This is a genomic window from Streptococcus suis (assembly GCF_902702775.1).
GTDB lineage: Bacteria > Bacillota > Bacilli > Lactobacillales > Streptococcaceae > Streptococcus > Streptococcus hashimotonensis.
Window position 1 is genome coordinate 747,521 of sequence record NZ_LR738724.1, and the last position, 24,386, is coordinate 771,906.

A 24,386-nucleotide genomic window follows, 5' to 3' on the forward strand; every position below is an offset into this window, starting at 1 on the left:
ATGAAATTGAACTTTCCGTTACTAGACGAAGCTCTGACGGTCGAGAAAGCAACTATTTTTGTTGTAGAGGATACGACAGTATTTTCCCGACTGGTTAGGAATTTATATCAATATCAAGATGGAATAGAATTAAAAATTTTCGACGAACAATTTAGGTCCATTAAAGATTCTGAGCTGATGGTGGTGACAGATATTTTAGGATATGACATTAATGCTGCACCAATACTGAAGCTCATCTATGCTGATTTAGAAAATCAATTAAATGAAAAACCAGAAGTAAAATCAATTATTGAAAAATTAGCAAATTCTATTACTGAACTAATCTCTTATGAATGTCTAGAGAATGAGCTTGATTTGGAGTATGATGAGATTACGGTTTTGGAGTTGATAAAGGCGTTAGGAGTCAAAATTGAAACTATCAGTGATACGATTTTTGATAAAATTTTTGAGATTTTACAAGTTTATCAATTTTTGAATAAGAAGAAATTTCTTGTCTTTATCAATGTGTTATCTTATTTGACGGTGGATGAAATTCAGAAAACTAGGGAGTATATTGAACTTTCCAATATGGATGTTCTTTTTCTAGAACCGAGAAAAAGAAAAGATTTCCCTCAGTATGTTTTGGATAAAGACTATTTCTTACTATCGGAAAATATGGTAAAATAAGTACATATAGTACAAATATTAGAAACTATTCGAAACTGAAGTCTGGCTGAGACGAATGGCGCGATTACGAGATTTTGTGACAAAAAATAGTCTACGAGGTTTTAGAGCTGTGCTGTTTCGAATGGTTTCAAAACCTTAAGAGTTAAAGGACTAGCAGCATAAGAGTTTTAGAGCTGTGCTGTTTCGAATGGTTTCAAAACTGATAAGGTTGTTCTTGTACGATATCCTCAGTTTTAGAGCTGTGCTGTTTCGAATGGTTTCAAAACTAAGGGTATGATAGGTATGGGTACCGCCGCGTTTTAGAGCTGTGCTGTTTCGAATGGTTTCAAAACTGTGCTGAGCACAGATGTATTGCAGGGCTAGTTTTAGAGCTGTGCTGTTTCGAATGGTTTCAAAACAAAACCTGGCAAGACAAAGTCGCTAAATACGTTTTAGAGCTGTGCTGTTTCGAATGGTTTCAAAACCTTTCACACCGTAGTGTTCAAGGATTTCCGGTTTTAGAGCTGTGCTGTTTCGAATGGTTTCAAAACTGAATCAAGAGAATATTTTGAAAGCGTAGAGTTTTAGAGCTGTGCTGTTTCGAATGGTTTCAAAACTATTGTGGATTATGGCATACCCGTTTGCGGTGTTTTAGAGCTGTGCTGTTTCGAATGGTTTCAAAACCGGAAAAATAGGCGAAAATAGGCGAAAATGTTTTAGAGCTGTGCTGTTTCGAATGGTTTCAAAACTAATAAAATCGCCCCTCTGCAAGTAATGATGTTTTAGAGCTGTGCTGTTTCGAATGGTTTCAAAACTTTATCTTTTTCCCATTGTTTAACGTCCAAGTTTTAGAGCTGTGCTGTTTCGAATGGTTTCAAAACAGGTGATCCAGATTATCTTGAAGGTATTACGTTTTAGAGCTGTGCTGTTTCGAATGGTTTCAAAACCTTTACAACCCTAACCCAAAGTATAAGCCGGTTTTAGAGCTGTGCTGTTTCGAATGGTTTCAAAACGTAAATATAACTATTTACACAGTCCGATGGGTTTTAGAGCTGTGCTGTTTCGAATGGTTTCAAAACAGATGACAAGACCAAGAAGCAAAAGGCACAGTTTTAGAGCTGTGCTGTTTCGAATGGTTTCAAAACACGTATGCGCGTGTTCAGACTAATGTTCAAGTTTTAGAGCTGTGCTGTTTCGAATGGTTTCAAAACCAACCCTAAAATCAAAACTGGGGGTAACATGTTTTAGAGCTGTGCTGTTTCGAATGGTTTCAAAACTTGTTTGGGATAACGATACACGGTTTTAAAGTTTTAGAGCTGTGCTGTTTCGAATGGTTTCAAAACTGAATTGGCAGTTGCTGAAATCAATGATAAGTTTTAGAGCTGTGCTGTTTCGAATGGTTTCAAAACGTCACCATTTTCACGAATATGTCCGATATCGTTTTAGAGCTGTGCTGTTTCGAATGGTTTCAAAACAATCTATACCGCTATTTGCAAATCCGGATAGTTTTAGAGCTGTGCTGTTTCGAATGGTTTCAAAACAGCATTTTAAAGATACAGTCGTTCCGCAGAGTTTTAGAGCTGTGCTGTTTCGAATAGTTTCAAAACTTTATTTGTAGAACAAATAGCATCTCATAGGTTTTAGAGCTGTGCTGTTTCGAATAGTTTCAAAACTTTATTTGTAGAACAAATAGCATCTCATAGGTTTTAGAGCTGTGCTGTTTCGAATAGTTTCAAAACTTCTTAGTCTTAGATTCTTCGTCATCATATGTTTTAGAGCTGTGCTGTTTCGAATAGTTTCAAAACGTATAGCTATTCAGATTTTTACGATAGCCTAGAAAATACTGTCGAAATTAATTCCCCTCCATTTTCCTCCAAGATTTCTAACTCACCCTTGTCCCATCTCCCCCTCCATGCTATACTATACATAATCGTTTTACTTAAAAGGAGACAAAAATGACAAACCTAAAAGAGCAGGTTGGGATTAAGGCGGCGGAATTTGTGACGGACGGGATGATTGTTGGGCTGGGAACTGGTTCGACGGCACACTATTTCGTGCAGGAGATTGGCCGCCGGGTTGCGGAAGAGGGCTTGCAGATCACAGGCGTAACGACCTCTCATGCTACGGCAGAACATGCTGCGTCCCTTGGGATTCCCCTAAAAAATATCGACGAAGTCGAATATGTGGACTTGACGGTGGATGGAGCAGATGAGGTTGATGGAGACTTCAATGGGATTAAAGGCGGTGGCGCAGCGCTTCTCATGGAGAAGGTGGTAGCAGTCAATAGTAAGGACTGTATCTGGATTGTGGATGAGTCTAAGGTGGTTCAAACCCTAGGAGCTTTCAAGTTGCCGGTAGAAGTTGTACAGTACGGTGCGGAAAATCTTTTCCGACTATTTGAGAAAAAAGGGTATCGTCCAAGTTTCCGTATGCGTAATGGAGAAAAACATATCACGGATATGCAGAACTTTATCATTGACCTTGATTTGCGCAGAATAGAAGACACATATGCATTGGCGGAAGAATTGGATCGGACCGTCGGTGTTGTAGAACACGGTCTCTTTATTGGATTGATTTCCAAGGTAATTGTTGGTACACCAGAAGGGCCGAACATCATCGAAAAGAAATAAATTGAAAACGCTTCTCATTTTGGTACAATGAGAGGCTTTTTTATGGTATAATGAAAACACGAACGTTTAGACTCTTCAAAAATCTATCCCCTTACCTCGTAGCAGTCAGACGATAGGTACTGAAAAAGCGATAGCTGAACAGCAGGCAGTGAAGCGAGTAACAGTATTTAGTTTTGATGGTTAGGAAGTTTGATACCGAGAGCTGTGACTGTATAAGTATTGCACCCCATTAAAATGTTTAGATGTGGTAACGATAATTTCCAGTCTAGCAACTTGGTTGGACGTTGATTTTGGTTGAATCTAACTATTCAAATAAAGGAGACAATTATGCCTAAATTTAAACGTGTTCACTTGGTAGTTATGGACTCTGTCGGAATCGGCGCAGCACCAGACTCAGATAAATTTTTCAATGCGGGTGTAGCAGATACAGAATCTGATACTCTCGGTCACATTTCTGAAAAAGCTGGGCTTGAGGTGCCTAATATGACCAAGATTGGTCTTGGAAATATCCCTCGAGATACAGCGCTTGCGACAGTTCCTGCTGAAAGCCATCCAACTGGTTACGTGACCAAGTTGGAAGAAGTATCGCTCGGCAAGGATACCATGACTGGACACTGGGAAATTATGGGTCTCAATATTACTGAGCCATTTGATACATTCTGGGATGGTTTCCCTGAAGAGATTTTGACAAAAATCGAAGAATTCTCAGGTCGTAAAATCATCCGCGAAGCAAACAAGCCGTATTCAGGTACAGCTGTCATTGATGACTTTGGTCCTCGCCAAATGGAAACAGGGGAGTTGATCGTCTATACCTCCGCAGACCCTGTGCTTCAGATTGCAGCCCATGAAGACATTATTCCACTTGATGAGTTATATCGTATCTGTGAATACGCTCGTTCCATTACCCTTGAACGCCCAGCTCTTCTAGGCCGTATCATCGCCCGTCCATACGTTGGTGAGCCAGGCAATTTCTCACGAACTGCCAACCGTCACGACTATGCAGTATCACCGTTTGAAGCAACCGTACTCAACAAACTGGCAGATGCGGGTGTACCAACTTACTCAGTTGGTAAAATCAGTGATATTTTCAATGGTTCAGGTATTACAAATGATATGGGTCACACCAAGTCCAACATGCATGGTGTCGATGTGTTGATTGATACTCTGAAGTTATCAGACTTCGAGGAAGGTTTCTCCTTCACAAACTTAGTTGACTTTGATGCCGTTTATGGTCACCGTCGCAATATCGAAGGCTACCGCGATTGTTTGCAAGAGTTTGATGCACGTATTCCAGAGATTATTGACAATATGCGTGAAGATGACCTACTCTTGATTACTGCAGACCACGGCAATGATCCATCCTATGCTGGAACAGACCATACACGTGAATATGTGCCACTCTTGGCATACAGCAAGGCTTTCAAAGGTAGTGGTGTCTTGCCAGTAGGTCATTTTGCGGACATTTCAGCAACCGTTGCGGAAAACTTCGGAGTGGACACAGCCATGATTGGCGAAAGCTTCTTATCACAATTGGTTTAATGGAGAAGCTAACGGTCTATTACAATCCTGACTGTAGCAAGTGTAAAAAATTAAGAATATTGCTGTCCAGTCAGGATATGGCAGTCAAGTGGGTTAATTATCTAGAAAATCCACTGACAGCAGAGGAATTGACAGCTCTCTTGGAAAAAATGGGCAGTCAACCTTCAGCAGTCATTCGGTTGACGGAAGAAGAGCGAGCAGGATTTTCAGAAGAAGAAATCTTCCAACGTTTAGTGGAAGAGCCTGCTCTTCTCAATCGCCCCATTATCGAGCGAGAGCAGACAGCCTTCCTCTGTCGTCCGCTTGAAATCATTAAAGAAAAAATGCCAGAATATGACTGGTCGGATTATTTATAAAAGGAGAAAATATGAGTTTACTTGCAAAAATCAATGAAACAAAAGCTTTCTTAGAAGAAAAAGGTTTGGTCAAGCCAGAATTTGGTTTGATCTTGGGCTCAGGTTTGGGTGAATTGGCTCAAGAAGTTGAAAATGCTATTGTGATCGACTATGCGGACATTCCAAACTGGGGCAAGTCAACGGTTGTGGGCCACGCTGGTAAGTTGGTATACGGAGATTTGGCAGGCCGTAAGGTCTTAGCTCTTCAAGGTCGTTTCCATTTCTACGAAGGCAATCCGATGGAAGTTGTGACCTTCCCAGTCCGTGTTATGAAAGCCCTTGGTTGTGAAGGCGTGATTGTAACCAATGCTGCAGGTGGTATCGGCTACGGTCCAGGTACCCTTATGGCCATTACAGACCACATCAACATGACTGGCCAAAATCCATTGATTGGTGAAAACTTGGAAGAATTTGGTCCACGTTTCCCAGATATGTCAAATGCTTACACTAAAGAATACCGTGAAAAAGCCCATGCCATTGCGGAAAAATTGGGTATCAAGTTGGACGATGGTGTCTATCTCGGTGTGACAGGTCCTACCTATGAAACACCTGCTGAAATCTTGGCCTTCAAGACTATGGGTGCCCATGCAGTCGGTATGTCAACTGTGCCAGAAGTTATCGTGGCAGCTCACTCAGGTATGAAAGTCTTGGGTATTTCTGCTATCACAAACTTTGCGGCTGGTTTCCAATCTGAACTCAATCACGAAGAAGTTGTAGAAGTAACCGAGCAAATCAAGGGCAACTTCAAAGGCTTGGTCAAAGCTATCTTGGCTGAGTTGTAGGCATTCGAAAATAGAACAAAGAGGTACATTACATGTCTATCCATATTTCCGCAAAACCAGGCGAAATTGCTGATAAGATTTTGCTTCCTGGTGATCCACTCCGTGCTAAATTTATCGCTGAAAACTTCCTTGAAGATGCAGTTTGCTTCAACGAAGTTCGCAATATGTTCGGCTACACAGGGACCTACAAGGGTCATCGTGTCTCTGTCATGGGAACAGGTATGGGGATGCCATCCATCTCTATCTATGCCCATGAATTGATTAACGAATATGGTGTGAAAAAACTAATTCGTGTGGGAACAGCAGGTTCTTTGAACGAGGATGTCCATGTCCGTGAATTGGTCTTGGCTCAGGCAGCTGCGACCAACTCTCGTATGATTAATATTGACTGGCCAGAGTACGATTTGCCACAAATCGCTGATTTTGATCTTTTAGATAAGGCTTATCATATCGCCAAAGAACTCAACATGACAACGCATGTTGGCAATGTTTTATCATCAGATAGTTTCTATTCTCCAAAATTGTTTAGTCGCAACTTAGAATTAGGTCAACTAGGTGTCAAGGCTGTAGAAATGGAAGCGGCTGCACTTTATTACCTAGGTGCTAAGTTTGGCGTTCAAACGCTTGCCATTATGACGATTTCAGATAGCTTGGTTAATCCAGAGGAAGACACCACAGCAGAAGAGCGTCAAAATACTTTCACGGATATGATGAAAGTTGGTTTGGAAACTCTGATTGCAGAATAATTAAGAATAATTAAGAATAATTCTGGGAGTGGGAAAGAACTCGACTGGTCTAAAAAAGAGTTCGTCTTCCCACCCCCCGCACAGTTGATTAGGTCAGATTTGGAGTGTGAAACACGAACAAATCTGCCAATCAACCACTGCGCTGAGATGTTTACACGAACTCTGAGAAGCGTGGCTGGACTTTTTGCCCAGCCTCGTTTAAAAGGCGAACCAATTTCTATTTGTACGGAAGTTGGCTTGTCTTTTTTTTATAAATAGGGTATAATTAAGAAAACGTTTACAAAGGTAGAGCGAAACCTTTCTGGATGATTACATTAATATATTTAGGAGAGCCCTTATGATTAATTTACAAAATTTTGTTCAGTCTATGTATGCTAAACGCATTGAAGATTGTACAGACCAAGAACTCTATTACGCCTTGCTTGCTTTTACAAAACAGCAGAGTGAAGCTAAGTATACAAATGACCAAAAGAAAAAGGTCTACTATATTTCAGCAGAGTTCTTAATTGGTAAGCTCTTATCTAATAACTTGATCAACTTGGGTGTTTATGATGAGGTGAAGAGCCAGCTTGCAGCAGCAGGTAAAGACTTAATTGCTATTGAAGATGTGGAGATGGAGCCATCACTAGGAAATGGTGGTTTGGGTCGTTTGGCTGCCTGCTTCCTTGATTCAATTGCTAGTCTAGGTCTTAATGGTGATGGGGTCGGCTTGAATTATCACTTTGGGCTGTTTAGACAATTATTTGAATACCATCAACAGTCTGCTGTGCCAAACGAGTGGATTACACCACGTTCATGGTTAACGGAGTCACCGATTTCTTATCAGGTGCCATTTGCTAACTTTACCTTGACATCTAAGTTGTATGACATCGATGTACCTGGTTATAAAATGGAACGCAAGAATCGTCTTCGCTTGTTTGACCTTGTTTCAGTTGATGACAATATCATTTATGATGGGATAGAATTTGATAAGGAAGATATTTTCCGAAACTTGACTCTTTTCCTCTATCCAGATGATTCGACCGATGAAGGAAAAGTTCTCCGCATCTTCCAGCAGTATTTCATGGTCTCTAACGCTGCGCAACTATTGATTGACGAAGCGGTTGCTAAGGGATCAAACTTACATGACCTGCCTGATTATGCTGTTGTTCAAATCAACGATACTCACCCATCACTTGTTATTCCAGAATTGATTCGCCTTTTGGAGCTTCGTGGTATTTCGTTTGATGAGGCAGTTGAAATTGTTAAGAAAATGACTGCTTATACCAACCATACCATCTTGTCAGAGGCGCTGGAAAAATGGCCGCTTGATTTTCTGAACTATGTGGTTCCGCACTTGGTACCGTTCATCGTAGAATTGGATCGTCGTGCCAAAGAAGTGAAGGATGATCCTGCTGTCAATATCATCGATGAACATGGCCGTGTTCACATGGCACACATGGATATTCATTATGGTTATTCTATTAATGGGGTGGCGGCACTTCATACAGAGATCTTGAAAACTTCAGAGTTGAAAGCTTTCTATGAGCTATATCCTGAAAAATTCAATAATAAGACAAATGGGATTACCTTCCGTCGCTGGCTCATGCATGCTAATCCAAGTCTAGCAAGCTACCTGGACGGCCTACTTGGACATGGCTACCATCACGATGCAAGTGAACTCGAAAAGCTATTGGATTACAAAAATGATAAGGAATTGAAATCTTGGTTGGAAAAGACAAAGCAGCATAATAAACGCAAATTGCAGCGTCATATTGCCAAGACACAAGGTGTTCATGTTAATCCAGAATCCATCTTTGATGTACAAATCAAGCGCATGCACGAGTACAAGCGTCAGCAGATGAATGTCCTCTATGTTATCCATAAGTATCTGGATATTAAAGCAGGCAACATTCCTACCCGCCCATTGACAGTATTCTTTGGAGGAAAGGCTGCACCTGCCTACACAACCGCACAGGACATCATTCATTTGATTTTGGTATTGTCACAGGTGATTAAAAATGATCCTGATGTGGCACCACACTTGCAACTCGTTATGATTGAAAACTATAACGTAACTGAGGCGAGTTATATTATTCCAGCGGCAGATATTTCAGAGCAAATTTCCCTTGCATCCAAAGAAGCTTCTGGTACAGGTAACATGAAATTCATGCTCAACGGTGCCTTGACCATCGGTACAGATGATGGTGCCAATGTGGAAATTCATGAGTTGGTAGGTGATGAAAATATCTATATCTTTGGCCAAGATAGCCAAACAGTTATCGACCACTATGCAAATGGAACCTACCATCCATATTCCTTCTACGAACGTGAAGCCATTCGTCCATTGATTGACTTCATTACATCGGATACCATTCGTCATGCTGGTGGGATCGATGAGCGTCTCTGGCGCTTACAGGACAACCTTAAGCACAATGACCACTTCATGACCTTGCTTGATTTGGAAGATTATATCTCGACTAAAGAGCAGATGTTAGCAGACTATGAAGATCGCGACAGCTGGTTGGAAAAAGTCATCGTCAACATCGCTAAAGCAGGTTTCTTCTCGTCAGACCGTACTATTCAACAGTACAACGAAGACATCTGGCATTTGGAAGCGTAGCATATAAAAATGACCTTTCGGGGTCATTTTTTCTGTATTCTATTTTTGAAAGAGTGGACGATTGCGGATTGTCCCAAGAAGTTTCCAAGGGCAAAGCCAGAGGTGTTAAGCAAGATGTCGCCAAGGTCAAAGAAGCCCAGTGAAAAGAAGAATTGACAAGCTTCAACCAGTAAAATAGCACCTACAAAGAGAGAAAGTTTTTTCCAAGAAAACGAAAACAGCAATCCAAGGGGCAAAAAGAGTAAGAGGTTAAAGACCAATATAGCAGGATTGAGAAACAGGTCTTGAGAGAAGGTGCTAAGGAGATCCCAGTTGACACCTCTGACGCCCATGCTTTTGAAAAAGAGGAGGTAGATCAGTAGAAAACCATAGCATCCATAGAAAAACCAAAGCGACAGTCGGGAAATGTCTGGCTGATAGATCAGTCGAAAGAGAGTAAAGCAAACCCCAGTCATCAATAGTATTGCTGTAAGACTAGGTAAAAAATCAACCGTCATAAAAATGGTCGAGAACTGGTAAAAAAGAAAGGTCATAAAGAGCCAGCGGCAGAATAAGAATGATAAGATAGCGTTGATGACATCATAGAATCGTTCTTTGTTCATGACTTAATCCCTTTTGTAGATTTTGTAAGTTTACTATATTATATCATTGTTTTGAGGGGGAAGTGATGGCTGTAAAAAATATTTTTATAGACAGTGTGCTATAATAGTTCTTATGAAAAAACGACCGACATCTGCCTATATCCACATTCCATTTTGCACCCAGATTTGTTACTACTGTGACTTTTCCAAGGTCTTTATTAAGAACCAGCCTGTTGACGAGTATTTGGCAGCCCTCATGGAAGAGGTCAAGTTTTACAACCTGCCAGCCCTCCGCACGCTTTATATCGGAGGCGGAACACCATCGGCTCTCTCGGCAGACCAGCTAGATTATCTCCTGACCAATCTGGAGGACTTGCTGGACTTGTCACAGCTGGAAGAATTCACCATTGAGGCCAATCCAGGTGACTTGACGGCAGACAAGATTGCGGTTCTGAAAAAGTCCAAGTGCAATCGGGTGTCGTTGGGTGTTCAGACCTTTGATGACCGTATGCTGAAAAAAATCGGTCGTAGCCACAACCAGGCCCAGATTTATGAAACCATTGCAGCCCTCAAGGAAGCGGGTTTTCACAATATTTCCATTGACCTGATTTATGCCCTGCCTGGTCAGACCATGGAGCAGGTGGTGGACAATGTCGCCAAGGCCTTGGAGCTGGACATTCCCCACATGAGCCTCTATAGCTTGATTTTGGAGAACCACACGGTCTTCATGAACCGCCAACGCCGTGGCAACCTGCATCTGCCCAACGAAGATGTGGAGTCCGATATGTTCGACTACATTCTTCAGGAGTTGGAGAAAAACGGCTTCGAGCACTACGAAATCTCCAACTTCACCAAACCTGGTTTTGAAAGTCGCCACAACCTCATGTACTGGGACAACTCGGAGTACTATGGTCTAGGAGCTGGAGCATCTGGCTACATCGACGGCATGCGCTATCGCAACCGCGGCCCCATCCAGCACTACCTCAAATCCATCCGCGAAAAAGGCCATTCTCGCTTACACGAAGAATTCCTCAGCCAGACCGAGCAGATGGAAGAAGAGATGTTTTTGGGCCTACGGAAAAAAACTGGCGTGTCCATCGAGCGATTCGAGGAAAAGTTTGGCATTTCCTTTGAAGACCGCTACGGTCAGGTGGTCAGGGACTTGAAAAATGAAGGTCTCTTGCAAGAAGAAGACCGTTGGCTTCGGATGACGAAAAAGGGATTATTTTTGGGCGATACAGTTGCCGAGCGTTTCATTATAGAAGATTAGAAAGAGGACACAATGGGACTAAGCTACCAAGAAGAGTTCACCATTCCTTTTGATATGGTGGATGTTAAACAAGAAATCAAACTTCCTGACTTTATTTCCTACTGTCTTGGTGTGTCAGGTCGGCAGTCGGAAGAACTGGGTCGCAGTGACCTCTATGTTTTTCAGGAATTTGGCTTGATTTGGGTGGTGACAGATTATGAGCTAACTATTCAAGCACTGCCTAAGTACAATGAAACCGTCACGATAAAAACAGAAGCGGTTGCCTACAACAAGTTTTTCTGTCATCGGATGTTCTATATTTACGATGAGGCGGGCAATCTTTTGCTGGACATTCTCTGCTATTTTGTCCTGATTGATTTTGAGACTCGCAAGGTGGCACCTGTGCCAGAAGATTTGATTGCCCCTTATCAGTCTGAGCAGGTCAAGAAATTACCTCGGGCTCCCAAGTATCAGCTCTTGGAAAATCCATCTGTTCAAGAATTTCCTGTTCGCTATTTTGACTTGGATATGAATGGGCATGTCAATAATGGCAAGTACTTGGAATGGATGTATGAAGCACTGGGCTATGATTTTCTGCTCTGCCATGTCCCTAAAAAAATCCAACTCAAGTATCTCAAGGAAGTAGAGGCGACTAGCCTGGTGAGTTCACGCATGGTGGCAGAAGCTGGTGTCAGCCAGCATGAGATTGTGGTAGAGGGGCATATCCATGCGCAAGCTGTCATAGAATGGAGGGAAAGTCATGTCGCAGGATAAGTGGTTGGAATGGGCAGTGCGTTTACAAGCCTTGGCTCAGACAGGCTTGGCTTATGGAAAAGATGTTTATGACATGGAGCGATTTGAGGAAATCCGTCAGATTGCGGCGGAAATGTTGGTAGAGCCATCTGGACAGCCCTTGGAGGTGGTGAAAGACTTGTTTTGCAATGAAACAGGCTATCAGACACCCAAGCTGGATACCCGCGCAGCTATTTTCCAAGAGGATAAAATCCTACTGGTTCAGGAAAACGATGGGCTCTGGTCCTTACCAGGTGGTTGGTGCGATGTGGACCGCTCCGTCAAGGAAAATGTTGTCAAGGAAGTAAAGGAAGAAGCGGGGCTGGATGTGGAGGCTCTGCGAGTCGTTGCGATTTTGGACAAGCACAAGAACAATCCTGCCAAGTCAGCTCACCGCGTGACCAAGGTCTTCATTCTATGTCGTCTCCTTGGCGGGGAGTTTCAGCCCAATTCGGAAACAGTTGCCAGTGGCTTCTTCAGTCTAGATGACTTACCACCGCTCTACCTTGGGAAAAATACTGCTGAGCAGTTAGCACTTTGCTTGGAAGCTAGTCGGTCTGAGCATTGGGAAACACGATTTGATTAAGGAGGAAAAATGACATATACAGGTTATTTGATTGATTTGGATGGTACGATTTATGAAGGGAAAAAGCGGATTCCTGCTGGTGAACGTTTTATTCATCGCTTGCAAGAACGTCAGATTCCCTATTTATTCGTGACCAACAATACCACCCGCCGTCCTGAGATGGTGCAGGCTATGTTGGCTGAAAACTTTAACATTGAGACACCGCTTGAAACAATCTATACAGCCAGTCTGGCGACAGTAGATTATATGAATGATTTGGGCAAGGAAAAGACAGTCTATGTCATTGGAGAAGACGGGCTCAAGTCTGCCATTTTTGAGGCAGGCTATGTGGAAGACACGGAAAATCCAGCCTATGTTGTTGTCGGCTTGGATACTCAGTTGACCTATGAAAAACTAACCATTGCCACCTTGGCTATTCAAAAGGGAGCGACCTTTATCGGTACCAATCCTGATTTGAACATTCCGACTGAAAGAGGTCATTTGCCAGGAGCAGGCTCACTTATTGCACTTTTGAAAGCTGCTACCCGAGTAGAGCCGACCTTTATCGGTAAGCCTGAAGCGATTATCATGGACAAGGCTCTGGAGATTTTAGGCACAGAACGCAGCCAAACGGTTATGGTGGGAGATAACTACCTGACGGATATTCGCGCAGGGATTGACAATGGATTTCCAACTCTTTTAGTCCTGACTGGATTTACCAAGCCAGAAGAAGTAGCAGACTTACCCCTGTCTCCAACCCATGTCCTCGATAGTTTAGATGACTGGAGTTTTGATGAGAACTAAGTTACAGATTATCGGAACGATTTTATTTGTCTTGTCGGCAGCAGTTCTAGGAACCATCTACTTAGCTTGGCTAGTTTATCCGTTTGAGATTTCTTTTTTGGGGTTGGAAAAAGTGGTCTACATGAAAGCGGTAGATATTTCCTATAATTTCAATATCTTGATGAACTATCTGACCAATCCATTTGCAAGTGTTTTAGACATGCCAAATTTTTCATCCTCAGCTGATGGTCTGAAACATTTTGCGGATGTGAAACATTTATTCCATCTAACTCAGGGGATTTTTATCCTCACCCTCCCTGCCTTTGTGCTTTTTGTAAAAAACATTCTGCTAAAAGGTTATGGAGACTTGGTTAAAAAGGTCATTTTCTGGACCATGCTTACGCCAATGATAATCGGTTTATTAGGTGTTCTTGTTGGCTTTGATCAGTTTTTTGTATTATTTCATACGGTGCTATTTCCAGGGGATTCTACATGGCTATTTGACCCTGCAAAGGATCCTGTCATATATATTTTGCCACAAGAGTTTTTCTTGCATTGCTTTGTATTATTTTTTGTCCTTTACGAATTGTTCTTTGGGACAATACTGGCGTGGACAGGAAAAAAGAATAGGATAGGATAGGATAAGAGCGTAAAATTCATATTTTAGAATTAGTAAGTGTCTAGAGTTTTGAGAATTTGAAATAACACCTAATTTACAAGAGTAAACAGAGAAATCTGTTTGCTCTTTTTTAGTATCAAAATCAAAGAGGAGATAGTCATGAAACAATCTGACATAGACAGCATGATTGAAGACTGGGTAGAGAATGGTCTTCCTGAAGAACTTCAACAACTTATCCCTACAGAGAGCCAATGTGTTACCTGTGGTTGTACCTGGGATAAACCCTGTTACGCCTATCATGTTGGTCCATGTTGGTGGGTTGATGATACTGAAACAATTTGCAGCCACTGTCATTACCAAATTCTTCATCACTCACCTTATGACGAACTAGGGCGTAGACTCATGGTAGATGGCAGTTTTTGGTACAAACCGTCCAGTATCTTATGGACTGTTACCAAGGACAGTGTAATACATACACTCAGTCCCCAAAATAGATTTGGAACTTTTCCATATAGCAAAGTGGATGTAAATCATAACTGGGGAAATGTTGCTCAACTTACCCAAGAAGAAGCAATGTGGTTGACCTTAGAAATGCGACCTGAACTGACAGATTTTATTTAGGAGATAGAAATGATGACACTACAAGAACAGAGGATTAGACAGATCCTTGTCAAAGATACGATGAAGCGTATGGGGCTATCCAAGAAGAAGGCTCAAAAAGTTATTGCAGAACTTGAAATGTATGGTTTGCTCAAGTTTACTCCCGACGGGAAATTGGCATTTAGAGAATTAGGAGCATAGGCATGAGAAGAATATCTGTTGAGCAGGTACAGACTAGCGAGCGTTTCTATCGCATCCCAAAGGTGTTGGTAGAGTCAGTCTATTATCGCCAAATGAGTACCGAGTCAAAATTCACCTACGCTATCCTAAAGGATCGTTTTGAATTGTCTCTGAAGAATAACTGGGTAGATGAAAATGGTGATGTCTATCTCATCTTCACTATCGAGGAGCTGCAATCCATTCTTGGCTATGGGAAAAATAAAGTTATCAAAATCAAGAAAGAGCTAGCAGAATACGGTCTGCTTGAGGAAGTTCGGCAAGGCTTAAACAAGCCAAACCTACTGTATTTGGGTAATGTAACTAGCGACCTTGAAAATGTAAATTCGGATTTTCCACAGGATAAACCCTTGCCAGAAGCGGAAGTTCCAAAATCAAACTTCCAGAAGTTTCAAAATCAAACCTCCAGAAGTTCGAAAGATAAACTTCAAGAAGTTTCGGGACCGAACTCTAATGGTACTAATCTTAACGATCCTGATATTAGTGATCAGAGTTCTAGGAAGGCTGGGGCTGATGCCAATCCATCCGATACATCTGGTGGGAAGTATATCAAACCAGAATACTATTCCTTGCTCCAGGTGATTGCTAACAAGTACAATGACCGTTACCTCTATCCAGAGGGATATGCTCTTACGCATTCCCAAAAGATGCAGATAGGACAGTACCTAGCAAGCGGCTATGTCTTAAGTAATGAGGTGCTGGATCTGATAGACCAGATTCCTCACGATTGCCAAAGCCCACTTGCCTATCTCCTGAAGTCGCTTGAAAACCTCAAGGAAGAACGTAGGCTAGAAGAGAAGATGAATGCACATAGGCAAGCACAAGAGTATTTTGGATAAAAGGGGACGACTTTATGATGATTGTATTGGTTTTAATTTTTAGTATTTTGGCACTTTTTGGAAGCATTATTTTTGTGGTGCTAATTGCAAATAACAAGTATAGATTTGCCCTAGGGTATGACCGAGAACTAACTCGGAATCTAACTAGTCTGAAGGAGTGACTCTATGAAAGAATTTATTATCCGTATTTCTTGGTACGATAACCGACGGAATTTTAAGTTTAAGGAACATATATTTCCAACTTTATCAATCGCGAAAATGTTCAAGAGATGGTACAGACTTGGACGTGGGGAGCGAATTGAGCTATATAGTCGGGAGAGTCGAGAACCACTAATTTAGACCTGACCGCAATGTCAAAAAACTAGACAAATTTGTATAAAAATTAAAGGAGAACATCAATGAAACATTCTATTTTAGGCGGAGTAGCGATTCTAGTAGCAGGAACGAGTGGTACAGGAGTAGTTAATGCAGAAGAAGCTGTTGTAACAACAGGGGTTGAAGAACTTACCTCAGAGGCAAATGCTACTACTGTAACAGAAACTCAATTGGGAGAAGCAGAGCTTGCTGCTAATCAGGCAACAGAAGCTGTGGCAAGTCAGGAAGTGGTAGTTGGAAGGGTAGAATCCGAGCTGGCAGAAGCAACCATACAAAAGGAGGTAGCTGAAGGATCTGTTGAGGAAGCTCAGGCTCTTGTTGCCAAAGCCACTCCTGAAAGTATCCAAAAAGTTGAAGCAGGTATCTCGACAACAGAATCTGAGATTGGGACAGTCGAGACAGAGCTTGTTGAAGCGAATTCAGAAAAGACATCCGCAGAAGAAGCTGTTGTTGCTCAAGAAAAAGAAGTCTCTGCGACGCAAGCGGAGGTTGATCAGAAAGAGGCAGAAGTCAAACAAGCCGAGGAACTTGTTGCTCAAGCAGAGGAAATTTTGGCTGGGACAAGTAATTCTGCAATACTCAAAACTGCAGTGGAAGCCCAGGAAGAATTATTAAAAGCGACTCAAGCAGTTTCAGAAGCAGAAGCTAATCTTGAGGCTGCCAAAGTTTCTGATAGATCTCGTGCGGAACGTATTCAGGATGGTCAGGCTAGCGTAACTGAAGCTCGTGCTTTAGTTGAACAGATGAGTCAACTAGAAAGTGTAGCTCAAGATAAAGTTAGTGAAGCAGAACAGCTTGTCTCTCAAGCACAGACAAGCTTTAACCAAGCCAGCAATGCTTACAATGCGATCAATACGATTACAGTAACAACTGACTACATTGCTGCATTGACGGACTATGCAACGCACTATTCAACAAATGGTAAATCTGCCAAAGCCAAACTTGATTCAATGGCGGCAACATTGCGTAGTCAGAATAGTTACAAGTCAAATTCGGATGATGCATTGAGAAGTTTGACAACAAACAGTCTGACAGAAACTGAGGCAACAGAACTATCACTCTTTGCGGCAGATTTAGTAAACCAAATTCGACGTGCAATGGGTACTGATGAAGTTATCGTTACTTCTTCGGCTATTGACTTAGCTGGTTTGATTTCTGAAGGCTACGTGGCAGATGATTGGTCGGCTCAACAAATTCGCACAATTGGACATGATGCGAAAGCTGTCAATGATGCTGCAAGAAGTCTTAACTTAAAGACTACTAGTCCAGAGCTTGAAGCTAAAGGAATTCAGTCCTTTGAAAATGTGGATAACTGGGTCGGAAACACCTCTACTATGACAATGGATAGTGCCAAACGTAGAATTTACCAGGCAGTTATTAACTTTATGTTTAACGGCTATGAATATATGCACGCAGAGAATATTGCAGGGCTATCTTCCTCTGGAGTTTCCTACTTCGGATTATCTTTCTCAGCACGTACAGATGCTAGCTCAGTGCATTTTGTGACGGTGCAAGATAAGCAAATTTTACCGAATTCAACATTTAGCAAAACAGAAATTTCAGGACCAACATCTGACAGTATTATTACAAGCTACAACCAGGCTCAAGTTGCACTAACCAGTGCCCAAACTACACTAAACCAGTCGAAAGCCGATTTACGAGAAGCAAGTGATGCAAGAGCCCAGGCTGAACTTGGTTTGGCTAATGCGGAGAAAGTTTTGGCCACAGCTCAGGCTATCCCATTAGCTATACCAAATGCTCAAGCAGCTCTTGAACAAGCCAATGTCAGATTGAATCAAGCCACATTTGCGAATCAAGCTGCTCAAGAGGCTATCCAGGTGATAAGTGCTGATGTAGAGACTAAGCAAGCTCATTTGGAAAATGCCCAGATTGAATTGGCGAAGAAGAAAGACGAACTTAATCACATAAAAGCTGAATTAGCTGAGAAGCGTAGTATCTTGCTCAATTTAGAGGGTGATGTAGCTGTAGCTCAAACACTGGTCACTCGTTTAACTAATGATTTGAATCGCTTGAAGGAGTCTCTTGGTGAACAGATGGCTTATCTCACCAAGCTCCAGCAATCTTCTCAACTCTTAGAAGTTGTGGAAGAAACCTTGAGTGAGACAGTAAAACTCGTTGAGCAGAAGAAGGAAGAACTATCTGTCGCACAAGAAAAACTTGATTCTCTAAAAGCAGATCGTGATAAAAAAGTGAAAACTTTTGGCTTACTTCAGGAGCGGTACCAGGCACAACAAGAGGCTGTCCGTCAATCCCAATTGACTAACCAGTATGATTCGATCACACAGGCTGGAGGGAATCCAATCCCTGTTGTTGATGAGACTGGACGAGTTACAAAATATGTGATTGATCAGCCAGTAGCTCAGCCAGCAACTTCCAAGGTACTTACTCGTGTCGTAGCTACTGAAGCGAAGAAAGCTAGTTTACCAAATACAGGTAGCTCTGTATCGATTATGTCATTCTTACTTTCAAGTGTGACAGCTGGACTTGCTTTTTTGCTAAAGAGAAAAGATCAATAGAATAAATTGGACCGAAAAGTCGTAAAACTACTGTTCTTTGACAATTGAATCCAACCACTGTCCTGATTAGCAAACCTAGGCATAAAAATAAGAATAGGGGCGGTGTCGTAGCTAGAAAATGATATCTAGTGCTGGTTATAACGTAAAAGCATAGCTTAGGCTATAAGCTGAAGGAGTTTGGGGTTTCTAGACTATAAACCCTGCGTAAAAAACACAGATGTAAGCATATGTGCTTGCACAGCACGGCGTTACTCGCCTTTGATTCAGGAGGAAGAAAATGGATCAAATAAAAAATCGTTTTAATACTGAGATGACAATCTCAGACTTAAAAAAATTAGGAAAGGAAGGAGGAGCAACGGCTTTACTAGAAACAGGAGAAATACTTTCTTTACGACCTCGATATGCGACAGCTAAACGTCCTATATTGATAAATGGTCGTGAAGCCGTTGGTGATGTAATCGTCTATTATGGAGCAGTTTTTGATAAGATTCGAACGGTTAAGCGTGACAATGTATTAGTTGCACGTCGTATCAAAATAGGCGAGAGCACAAAACTACAACTTACTGGTCAGGGCTATACCAGACCAGGTGAGCAGCGAAAGAAAGGAAAATGATATGTTCAAAAAAAGTATAGCATCTATACTTGCATTATCAGCGGCACTGTTGCTTCAAACGGTGCCAGTATTTGCGGATGAGATACTTCCAGTGGATAGTTCCGTTCCGATTGAAGCGCAGGGGCAATCTACGGATACTTCTCTAACAGAGGAGTCAACTGATACAAGTTCTGTATCTGAAGTAGTGAGTCCTCCAGCAGATCCAGTTGATACATCTGAGCCAGTGGAACCGTCAGAGCCTGTTGTTCCGATAGTTCCAGAGGCAGAAAATACCACTCCAACAGAACCTGTAGAAGTACCGATTGATCCTACGACTCCGTCGACTGATTCAACGATACCTAGTTCCACTACTCCAACACAAGGGACAAGTGAAACCACACCAGGATTGAGTGAAGTTCCTTCGGAAACCTCTACAGTAGCTCCAACAGAATCACCTGTGAAAACTACTGAAGAAGTAAATCAAACAGGTGAGAGTCAGGTTGGTACCATTTCAACATCAACAGGACAAGAGGTTGTTGAAGTGACACCTGAAAAACCAATCACAACTGAGGCAGGCTTTGTGATCATTGGAACGGAAAATAGTCAACCAATTGTTCGCTATGCTGATGGAACCACTGCTACAGTAGCTGCAGAAGCAATTGGAGCAGTTGTAAATCCAGATAGAACAATCAGTGTAAAAACGACTGAAGGGACAATGACTACATTACCAGAAACAGGGGAAGCTGCTAGTTTGATGATCAGTCTACTAGGGTTCACTTTACTAGGTTTAACAAGCTTCCTGAAGCAAAAACAATTATTATAAACAGAAAAGGAAATTTATTATATGGTTAAGAATAAAGAAATTTTTTCAATTCGAAAATTTAAGACGGGTACTCACTCAGCCCTTATCGGTAAACTAGGAGTGGTAGCTGCTACGGCACTTGCTATCGGGCTTTCAGGAGCAACTGCTTCTGCGGATGAGGTGACTACAGTCTCCACAACTCCAGTTGTTGAAGTTGTGAATCCAAATCCAGCTACTAACCTTGAAACAGTGCAGGAAGTTCCAACGGCAGAAGCTGTCGCAACAGAGGCACAAGCAGGGACACAGACAGGTGAGCTGGTTAGTCCTGTTACATCTCCTGAACTAGATGCAGCTGTAACATCTGCACAGGAAGCAGGAGTATCAATCAGAGAAGAAACAACTCCAGTTGCTCACGAAAGCCTAGATGCTGCACAAGCTGATCTAGCCAATCAGACTGCGGAAGTTATTGCTGCTGAAGAAAAGCAGGTTGAAAATACAACTGAAATTAAAGAAGCTGAAGCAACTAACGCTGATATTGATCGTCAGAATCAAGCGGAAGCAGAACGGGTCGCAGAATTCAACCAACACGGACAGGAAGCAGTAGATCAACGTAATGCTGCTGGTCAGGCAGCAGTTGATGCTCGCAACGCTGCAGGCCAAGCCGCAGTTGACACACGCAACCAAAAAGAGCTGGATGATCGTGCTGCAGAAGCTGCAGCTGTTGAGCAACGTAATAAGGATGGTCAAGCTGCAGTTGATGCACGCAATGCTGCAGGCCAGTCTGCCGTGGATCAACGTAATGCTACAGGTCAAGCCGCTGCAGATCAACGCAACTCTACAGGTCAAGCCGCAGTAGATGCACGTAACGCTGCAGGCCAGTCCGCCGTGGATCAACGTAATGCTGCAGGTCAATCCGCCGCAGATCAACGCAATACTGCAGGCCAAGCCGCAGTAGATGCACGTAATGCTGCAGGCCAGTCCGCCGTGGATCAACGCAATGCCGCAGGCCAAGCTGCTGTGGATCAACGTAATGCTGCAGGTCAAGCTGCAGTAGATGCTCGCAATTCTGCAGGTCAAGCCGCAGTAGATGCTCGTAACCAACAAGAACAAGCTAACCGTGATGCAGAAGCTGCAGCCGTTGCCCAGCGTAATAAGGACGGGCAAGCCGCAGTAGATCAACGAAATGCTGACGGACAGGCTCAGGTTGACTCTTACAATCAAACCGAGACGGCAAGAGTTGATGCCTTAAACGCTGATCTTAAAGCAGAATACGAAGCAAAGCTGGCTAAAATTGCGGATGTTGAGGTTTATAATGCTGAGATTCGCAAACGCAATGCAGAAGCAATCGCAAAGGCAGAAGCGGACAATGCACGCTTAAAAGCAGAGTATGAAGCCAAGAAAGCTGAAATGCAGTCGAAAACTAAGGAAAACGGCTATCTTAGTGAAGTCGTCTCTCAGAGCTTGATCTATAAATCTGAGCCAAATGTGACTATAGGAACGATTGAAGGTGTTACAAAATTTGTGAATCCTGAAAAGCGTCAAGAAGTTAGTGATGCAAATCGCAATCTGGTTCACACGGTATCTAGTTATTCCGAAGGAAATTATGTAAGTACTGTAGATTACTCAAATGGGACCACATTTCTTTTGAATGTTGGACAAACCGCAACAGTAACATATGTAGGAGATTTTTCTGCTTCGGCTAATGGAGAAAAGATTACAAAAGTTGTTGCTCGCTATACAGCTGTTGCATCAGAAAAAGGAGCATCAATTGTGACTGTCTCTAAAGATCCGACTGAAACAGTCATCTTTGGTTCAGATGCAACGCAAGGCTTTGTAGGTGTCGGTGATGAACTCCATATTGAAAAAACATTTTATACTGCTTCTGGAAAGGTAGTTGCGACTAAAGAGAATCCGATTATTTTCTCTATTTCATCCATGAATTCCTTGGGAGAAAATAGTTATTTTGAGTATGTCAAAGACTTAAGTTCGAACATTCGTTTCGTTCCGATTACTGGCAGTCAAGTTCAAGACCATGATGGTAAAATCTATGCTAGTACATCTATTGATACCATTGCCCCGTATAGCGGTCATGATAGTATTGACTCACCTGTACGATATTACGGTTCAGGCGCTTTAGTTGCAGAAAGTGGAGATACATTTGGTTTAACAGTTGGAGCATCGAAGCATCAAACAGGGCACTGGTTCGCAATGAATACTAATGTTGCGGCTCCAGTATTGCCACCATTACCCCCTTATAAGCAAATTACACCACAACAAGAAAAAGAAGTACCTACAAAACCAGTGGAGCCTACCTATGTTACTCCAAATCTCAGAACCTTTACACCTGAAGTGTTTGTTCCAGAAGACTACACTCCAGACCCATTTGTCCCAGAAGTTTTTATTCCGGAGACATTTACTCCAGAAACATTCACTCCAGAAACATTCACTCCAGAAACATTCACTCCAGAAACGTTTACTCCTGAAGATTTCACTCCAGAAACGTTCATCCCAGAAACGTTTACTCCTGAAAACTTCATTCCAGAAACGTTTACTCCAGAAACGTTTACTCCAGAGACCTTCACACCAGAAGACTACACTCCAGCTCCGTTTGTTCCTGAAGTATTCACTCCAGAAACGTTTACTCCAGAAACATTTGATCCAATCACTCCAGTTGTGATTCCGTATGTGGCAGTCCCTGAGAAGAAAGTCTTTGAAGCAAGTATCCACCCTGTACTTGTGAAGCAAACTCCAGCAAATAGCAAGGATGTTATCAATGAAGACGGTGTCAGCGTTGACGGGAAGCTAGTACCTAAAGGTGCGACGGAAAAATGGACATTGACCAATGCAAACCTGAAAGCAGGTCGTGCAGAAGTAACAGCTTATGTGATGAATGATCCATTCCCTGCAGGATTTGAGATTGATCGCACAGCTACAGTGGCTGAGAATACAGCCTGGACTGTGAGTTATGACGAGAACGGTAAAGCAACATTGACAGCTACAGCCGCAACCTTGAATCTGCTCAATGCAAACCGCAACCAAGATGTTGTAGTGCCAGTTGCTTACTTCGTTGGTCGTCCTATCAATGACGGCGGAACTTACAAAAACACCTTCACTACAATCATTACAACACCTACAGGTGAGTACAAGGTAGTATCAAATACGCCTGTTATTTACACACCAGGTTCTGAAGATCCTCGTAACCCTGGTGGTGAAAATCCAACACCATACGACAGCTTGATTGAACCTAAGAAAGATGTTGTAGATGAGAATGGAACATCAATTGACGGACAATCAATCCTTCCGAACACTACTCTTAACTATGTGGCAGAACAAGACCTTGATCAATACAAAGGGATTGCAGCTTCTCAAAATGCGATTGGTAAAGGATTCTTCTATGTAGATGATTACTTGGATGCAGCAATTGACGGTAGCTCATTGGTTGTTAACTCAATCAAAGCAGCTAACGGTGACGATGTTCGAGCAATGCTTGATATGATCCATGTGCTTTCGGCAGATACTTTGGATGAAAAGCTACAAGCACTGATTAAAGAATCTGGTATCTCTCCTGTTGGTGAGTTCTACTTGTGGGTAGCCAAAGACCCTCAAGCCTTCTTCAAAGCGTATGTTGAGCAAGGTTTGGATATTACCTATAATCTTTCCTTCAAAGTGAAACAAGATTTTGTTGGTACAGTCACTAACCAAACCTACCAAATTGACTTCGGCAACGGTTACTATGGCAACATCGTGACCAATGAATTGCCGCAACTTGTAGTCCATAAAGATGTGTTGGACAAGGACGGTAAGTCTATTGACGGTGGTACTGTCAAGATTGGCGACCTTTTGACTTATAAGCTAGAAGGTTGGGTGATTCCTGCTGGACGTGGCTATGACATTAAAGAGTACCGCTTTGTGGACCTTCTCCAAGCTAGTCATGATGAGTACCAAACTTATGAAATCAAAGCAAAAGTTGGTTTTACATTAGCTGACGGTACAGTTATCAAGGCTGGCGATGATCTCAAGGGCTACACAGAAACTGTCTATAATGTGGAGACTGGTAAGTTCGAGACTCGCTTCCGTGAGGACTTCTTGAATCAGATTCCACGTACAAGTGCATTTGGTGCAGACGGCTTTATTACGGTTAAACGTATTGCGGCAGGAGAAGTAGTCAATGAGTACACTCTCTATGTCAATGGCAACCCTGTAGTATCTAACAAGGTTATTACAGAGACTCCAGAGCCACCAAAACCAGAAACTCCAACCCCAACACCACAGACTCCAGCACCAGCACCTGCAGGACCAAGCCTGCCAAATACAGGTTCAAATGCAAGTCAAGCTCTGTCAATCGCTGGCATTGGAGGACTCATGTTATCAGTATTAGCACAATTTGGATTGGTTAAGCGTAAAGCGAAAGAAGACTAATCTTTATTCTATCGACCTGGGCCAAGTCATGAAACTGGCCTTTTATTTTTTAGAAAC

General features: G+C 42.3%; 20 protein-coding genes and 1 CRISPR repeat array. Of the genes, 19 read left to right on the forward strand and 1 reads right to left on the reverse strand.

Translation table 11 applies throughout. The features are described from left to right. From csn2 to glgP, 7 genes are all read left to right on the forward strand, one after another. Positions 1–666: a type II-A CRISPR-associated protein Csn2 gene (gene csn2, locus GPW69_RS03760; RefSeq protein WP_074391451.1), complete on the forward strand. Its 666-nt coding sequence runs from the start codon at positions 1–3 to the stop codon at positions 664–666. 98 nt (positions 667–764) lie between these two features. Further along, positions 765–2,450: direct repeats of the CRISPR family, unit length 36 nt; unit sequence GTTTTAGAGCTGTGCTGTTTCGAATGGTTTCAAAAC. Positions 2,451–2,600: 150 nt separating this feature from the next. Next, positions 2,601–3,275, forward strand: a complete 675-nt coding sequence (rpiA, locus tag GPW69_RS03765; RefSeq protein ID WP_074391450.1) for a ribose-5-phosphate isomerase RpiA — start codon at positions 2,601–2,603, stop codon at positions 3,273–3,275. Positions 3,276–3,602: 327 nt separating this feature from the next. After that, entirely contained in the window at positions 3,603–4,814 is a 1,212-nt protein-coding gene (locus GPW69_RS03770; protein ID WP_012027384.1) for a phosphopentomutase, read from the forward strand. Beyond that, positions 4,814–5,170 (forward strand): arsenate reductase family protein, encoded by a 357-nt coding sequence (locus GPW69_RS03775; protein WP_024387965.1) that lies wholly within the window; start codon positions 4,814–4,816, stop codon positions 5,168–5,170. The genes GPW69_RS03770 and GPW69_RS03775 overlap by 1 nt, the downstream gene beginning before the upstream one ends. 11 nt (positions 5,171–5,181) lie before the next feature. Then, the gene (locus GPW69_RS03780; RefSeq protein ID WP_024385405.1) at positions 5,182–5,991 is read left to right on the forward strand and encodes a purine-nucleoside phosphorylase; all 810 of its coding nucleotides are present in this window, start codon (positions 5,182–5,184) and stop codon (positions 5,989–5,991) included. A gap of 32 nt (positions 5,992–6,023) precedes the next feature. Then, complete coding sequence (gene deoD, locus GPW69_RS03785; protein ID WP_014638302.1) at positions 6,024–6,737, forward strand: purine-nucleoside phosphorylase; 714 nt, start codon at positions 6,024–6,026, stop codon at positions 6,735–6,737. Positions 6,738–7,074: 337 nt separating this feature from the next. Next, entirely contained in the window at positions 7,075–9,339 is a 2,265-nt protein-coding gene (gene glgP / locus GPW69_RS03790) for a glycogen/starch/alpha-glucan family phosphorylase (protein ID WP_074391448.1), read from the forward strand. A 23-nt stretch (positions 9,340–9,362) separates the two neighbouring features. Here glgP and GPW69_RS03795 read toward each other — a convergent pair whose 3' ends face one another. After that, positions 9,363–9,941 carry a VanZ family protein gene (locus GPW69_RS03795; RefSeq protein WP_074391447.1) on the reverse strand — a complete coding sequence of 193 codons (579 nt, stop codon included), beginning with the start codon at positions 9,939–9,941 and terminating at the stop codon, positions 9,363–9,365. A 112-nt stretch (positions 9,942–10,053) separates the two neighbouring features. Here GPW69_RS03795 and hemW point away from each other — a divergent pair, with 112 nt between their 5' ends. The 12 genes from hemW (at position 10,054) to GPW69_RS10980 (ending at position 24,329) form a co-directional block, all read left to right on the forward strand. Next, positions 10,054–11,190, forward strand: coding sequence for a radical SAM family heme chaperone HemW (gene hemW, locus GPW69_RS03800; protein ID WP_024414013.1), 1,137 nt, complete (start codon positions 10,054–10,056; stop codon positions 11,188–11,190). Positions 11,191–11,202: 12 nt separating this feature from the next. Next, positions 11,203–11,943, forward strand: a complete 741-nt coding sequence (locus GPW69_RS03805) for an acyl-ACP thioesterase domain-containing protein (RefSeq protein WP_024414012.1) — start codon at positions 11,203–11,205, stop codon at positions 11,941–11,943. After that, a complete protein-coding gene (locus tag GPW69_RS03810; RefSeq protein WP_024414011.1) occupies positions 11,930–12,547 on the forward strand; it encodes an NUDIX hydrolase N-terminal domain-containing protein in 618 nt (205 codons plus the stop codon). The genes GPW69_RS03805 and GPW69_RS03810 overlap by 14 nt, the downstream gene beginning before the upstream one ends. A 9-nt stretch (positions 12,548–12,556) precedes the next feature. Then, a complete protein-coding gene (locus GPW69_RS03815) occupies positions 12,557–13,330 on the forward strand; it encodes a TIGR01457 family HAD-type hydrolase (protein WP_074391446.1) in 774 nt (257 codons plus the stop codon). Beyond that, positions 13,320–13,949, forward strand: coding sequence for a TIGR01906 family membrane protein (locus tag GPW69_RS03820; RefSeq protein WP_074391445.1), 630 nt, complete (start codon positions 13,320–13,322; stop codon positions 13,947–13,949). Before GPW69_RS03815 ends, GPW69_RS03820 begins: the two co-directional genes overlap by 11 nt. A gap of 138 nt (positions 13,950–14,087) precedes the next feature. Next, positions 14,088–14,549 carry a hypothetical protein gene (locus tag GPW69_RS03825; RefSeq protein WP_074391444.1) on the forward strand — a complete coding sequence of 154 codons (462 nt, stop codon included), beginning with the start codon at positions 14,088–14,090 and terminating at the stop codon, positions 14,547–14,549. 9 nt (positions 14,550–14,558) lie between these two features. After that, the gene (locus tag GPW69_RS03830; protein ID WP_156697653.1) at positions 14,559–14,729 is read left to right on the forward strand and encodes a hypothetical protein; all 171 of its coding nucleotides are present in this window, start codon (positions 14,559–14,561) and stop codon (positions 14,727–14,729) included. A gap of 2 nt (positions 14,730–14,731) precedes the next feature. Then, positions 14,732–15,604 (forward strand): replication initiator protein A, encoded by an 873-nt coding sequence (locus GPW69_RS03835; protein WP_074391443.1) that lies wholly within the window; start codon positions 14,732–14,734, stop codon positions 15,602–15,604. A 398-nt stretch (positions 15,605–16,002) separates the two neighbouring features. Continuing rightward, on the forward strand, positions 16,003–18,516 hold the full coding sequence (locus GPW69_RS03840) for an SEC10/PgrA surface exclusion domain-containing protein (protein WP_074391442.1): 2,514 nt from the start codon (positions 16,003–16,005) through the stop codon (positions 18,514–18,516). 277 nt (positions 18,517–18,793) lie between these two features. Continuing rightward, positions 18,794–19,129, forward strand: a complete 336-nt coding sequence (locus tag GPW69_RS03845; protein WP_074391441.1) for a hypothetical protein — start codon at positions 18,794–18,796, stop codon at positions 19,127–19,129. 1 nt (position 19,130) lies between these two features. Next, positions 19,131–19,931: an LPXTG cell wall anchor domain-containing protein gene (locus GPW69_RS03850; protein ID WP_074391440.1), complete on the forward strand. Its 801-nt coding sequence runs from the start codon at positions 19,131–19,133 to the stop codon at positions 19,929–19,931. Positions 19,932–19,952: 21 nt separating this feature from the next. Continuing rightward, on the forward strand, positions 19,953–24,329 hold the full coding sequence (locus tag GPW69_RS10980; RefSeq protein WP_074391439.1) for an SspB-related isopeptide-forming adhesin: 4,377 nt from the start codon (positions 19,953–19,955) through the stop codon (positions 24,327–24,329). Positions 24,330–24,386: the final 57 nt, after the last annotated feature.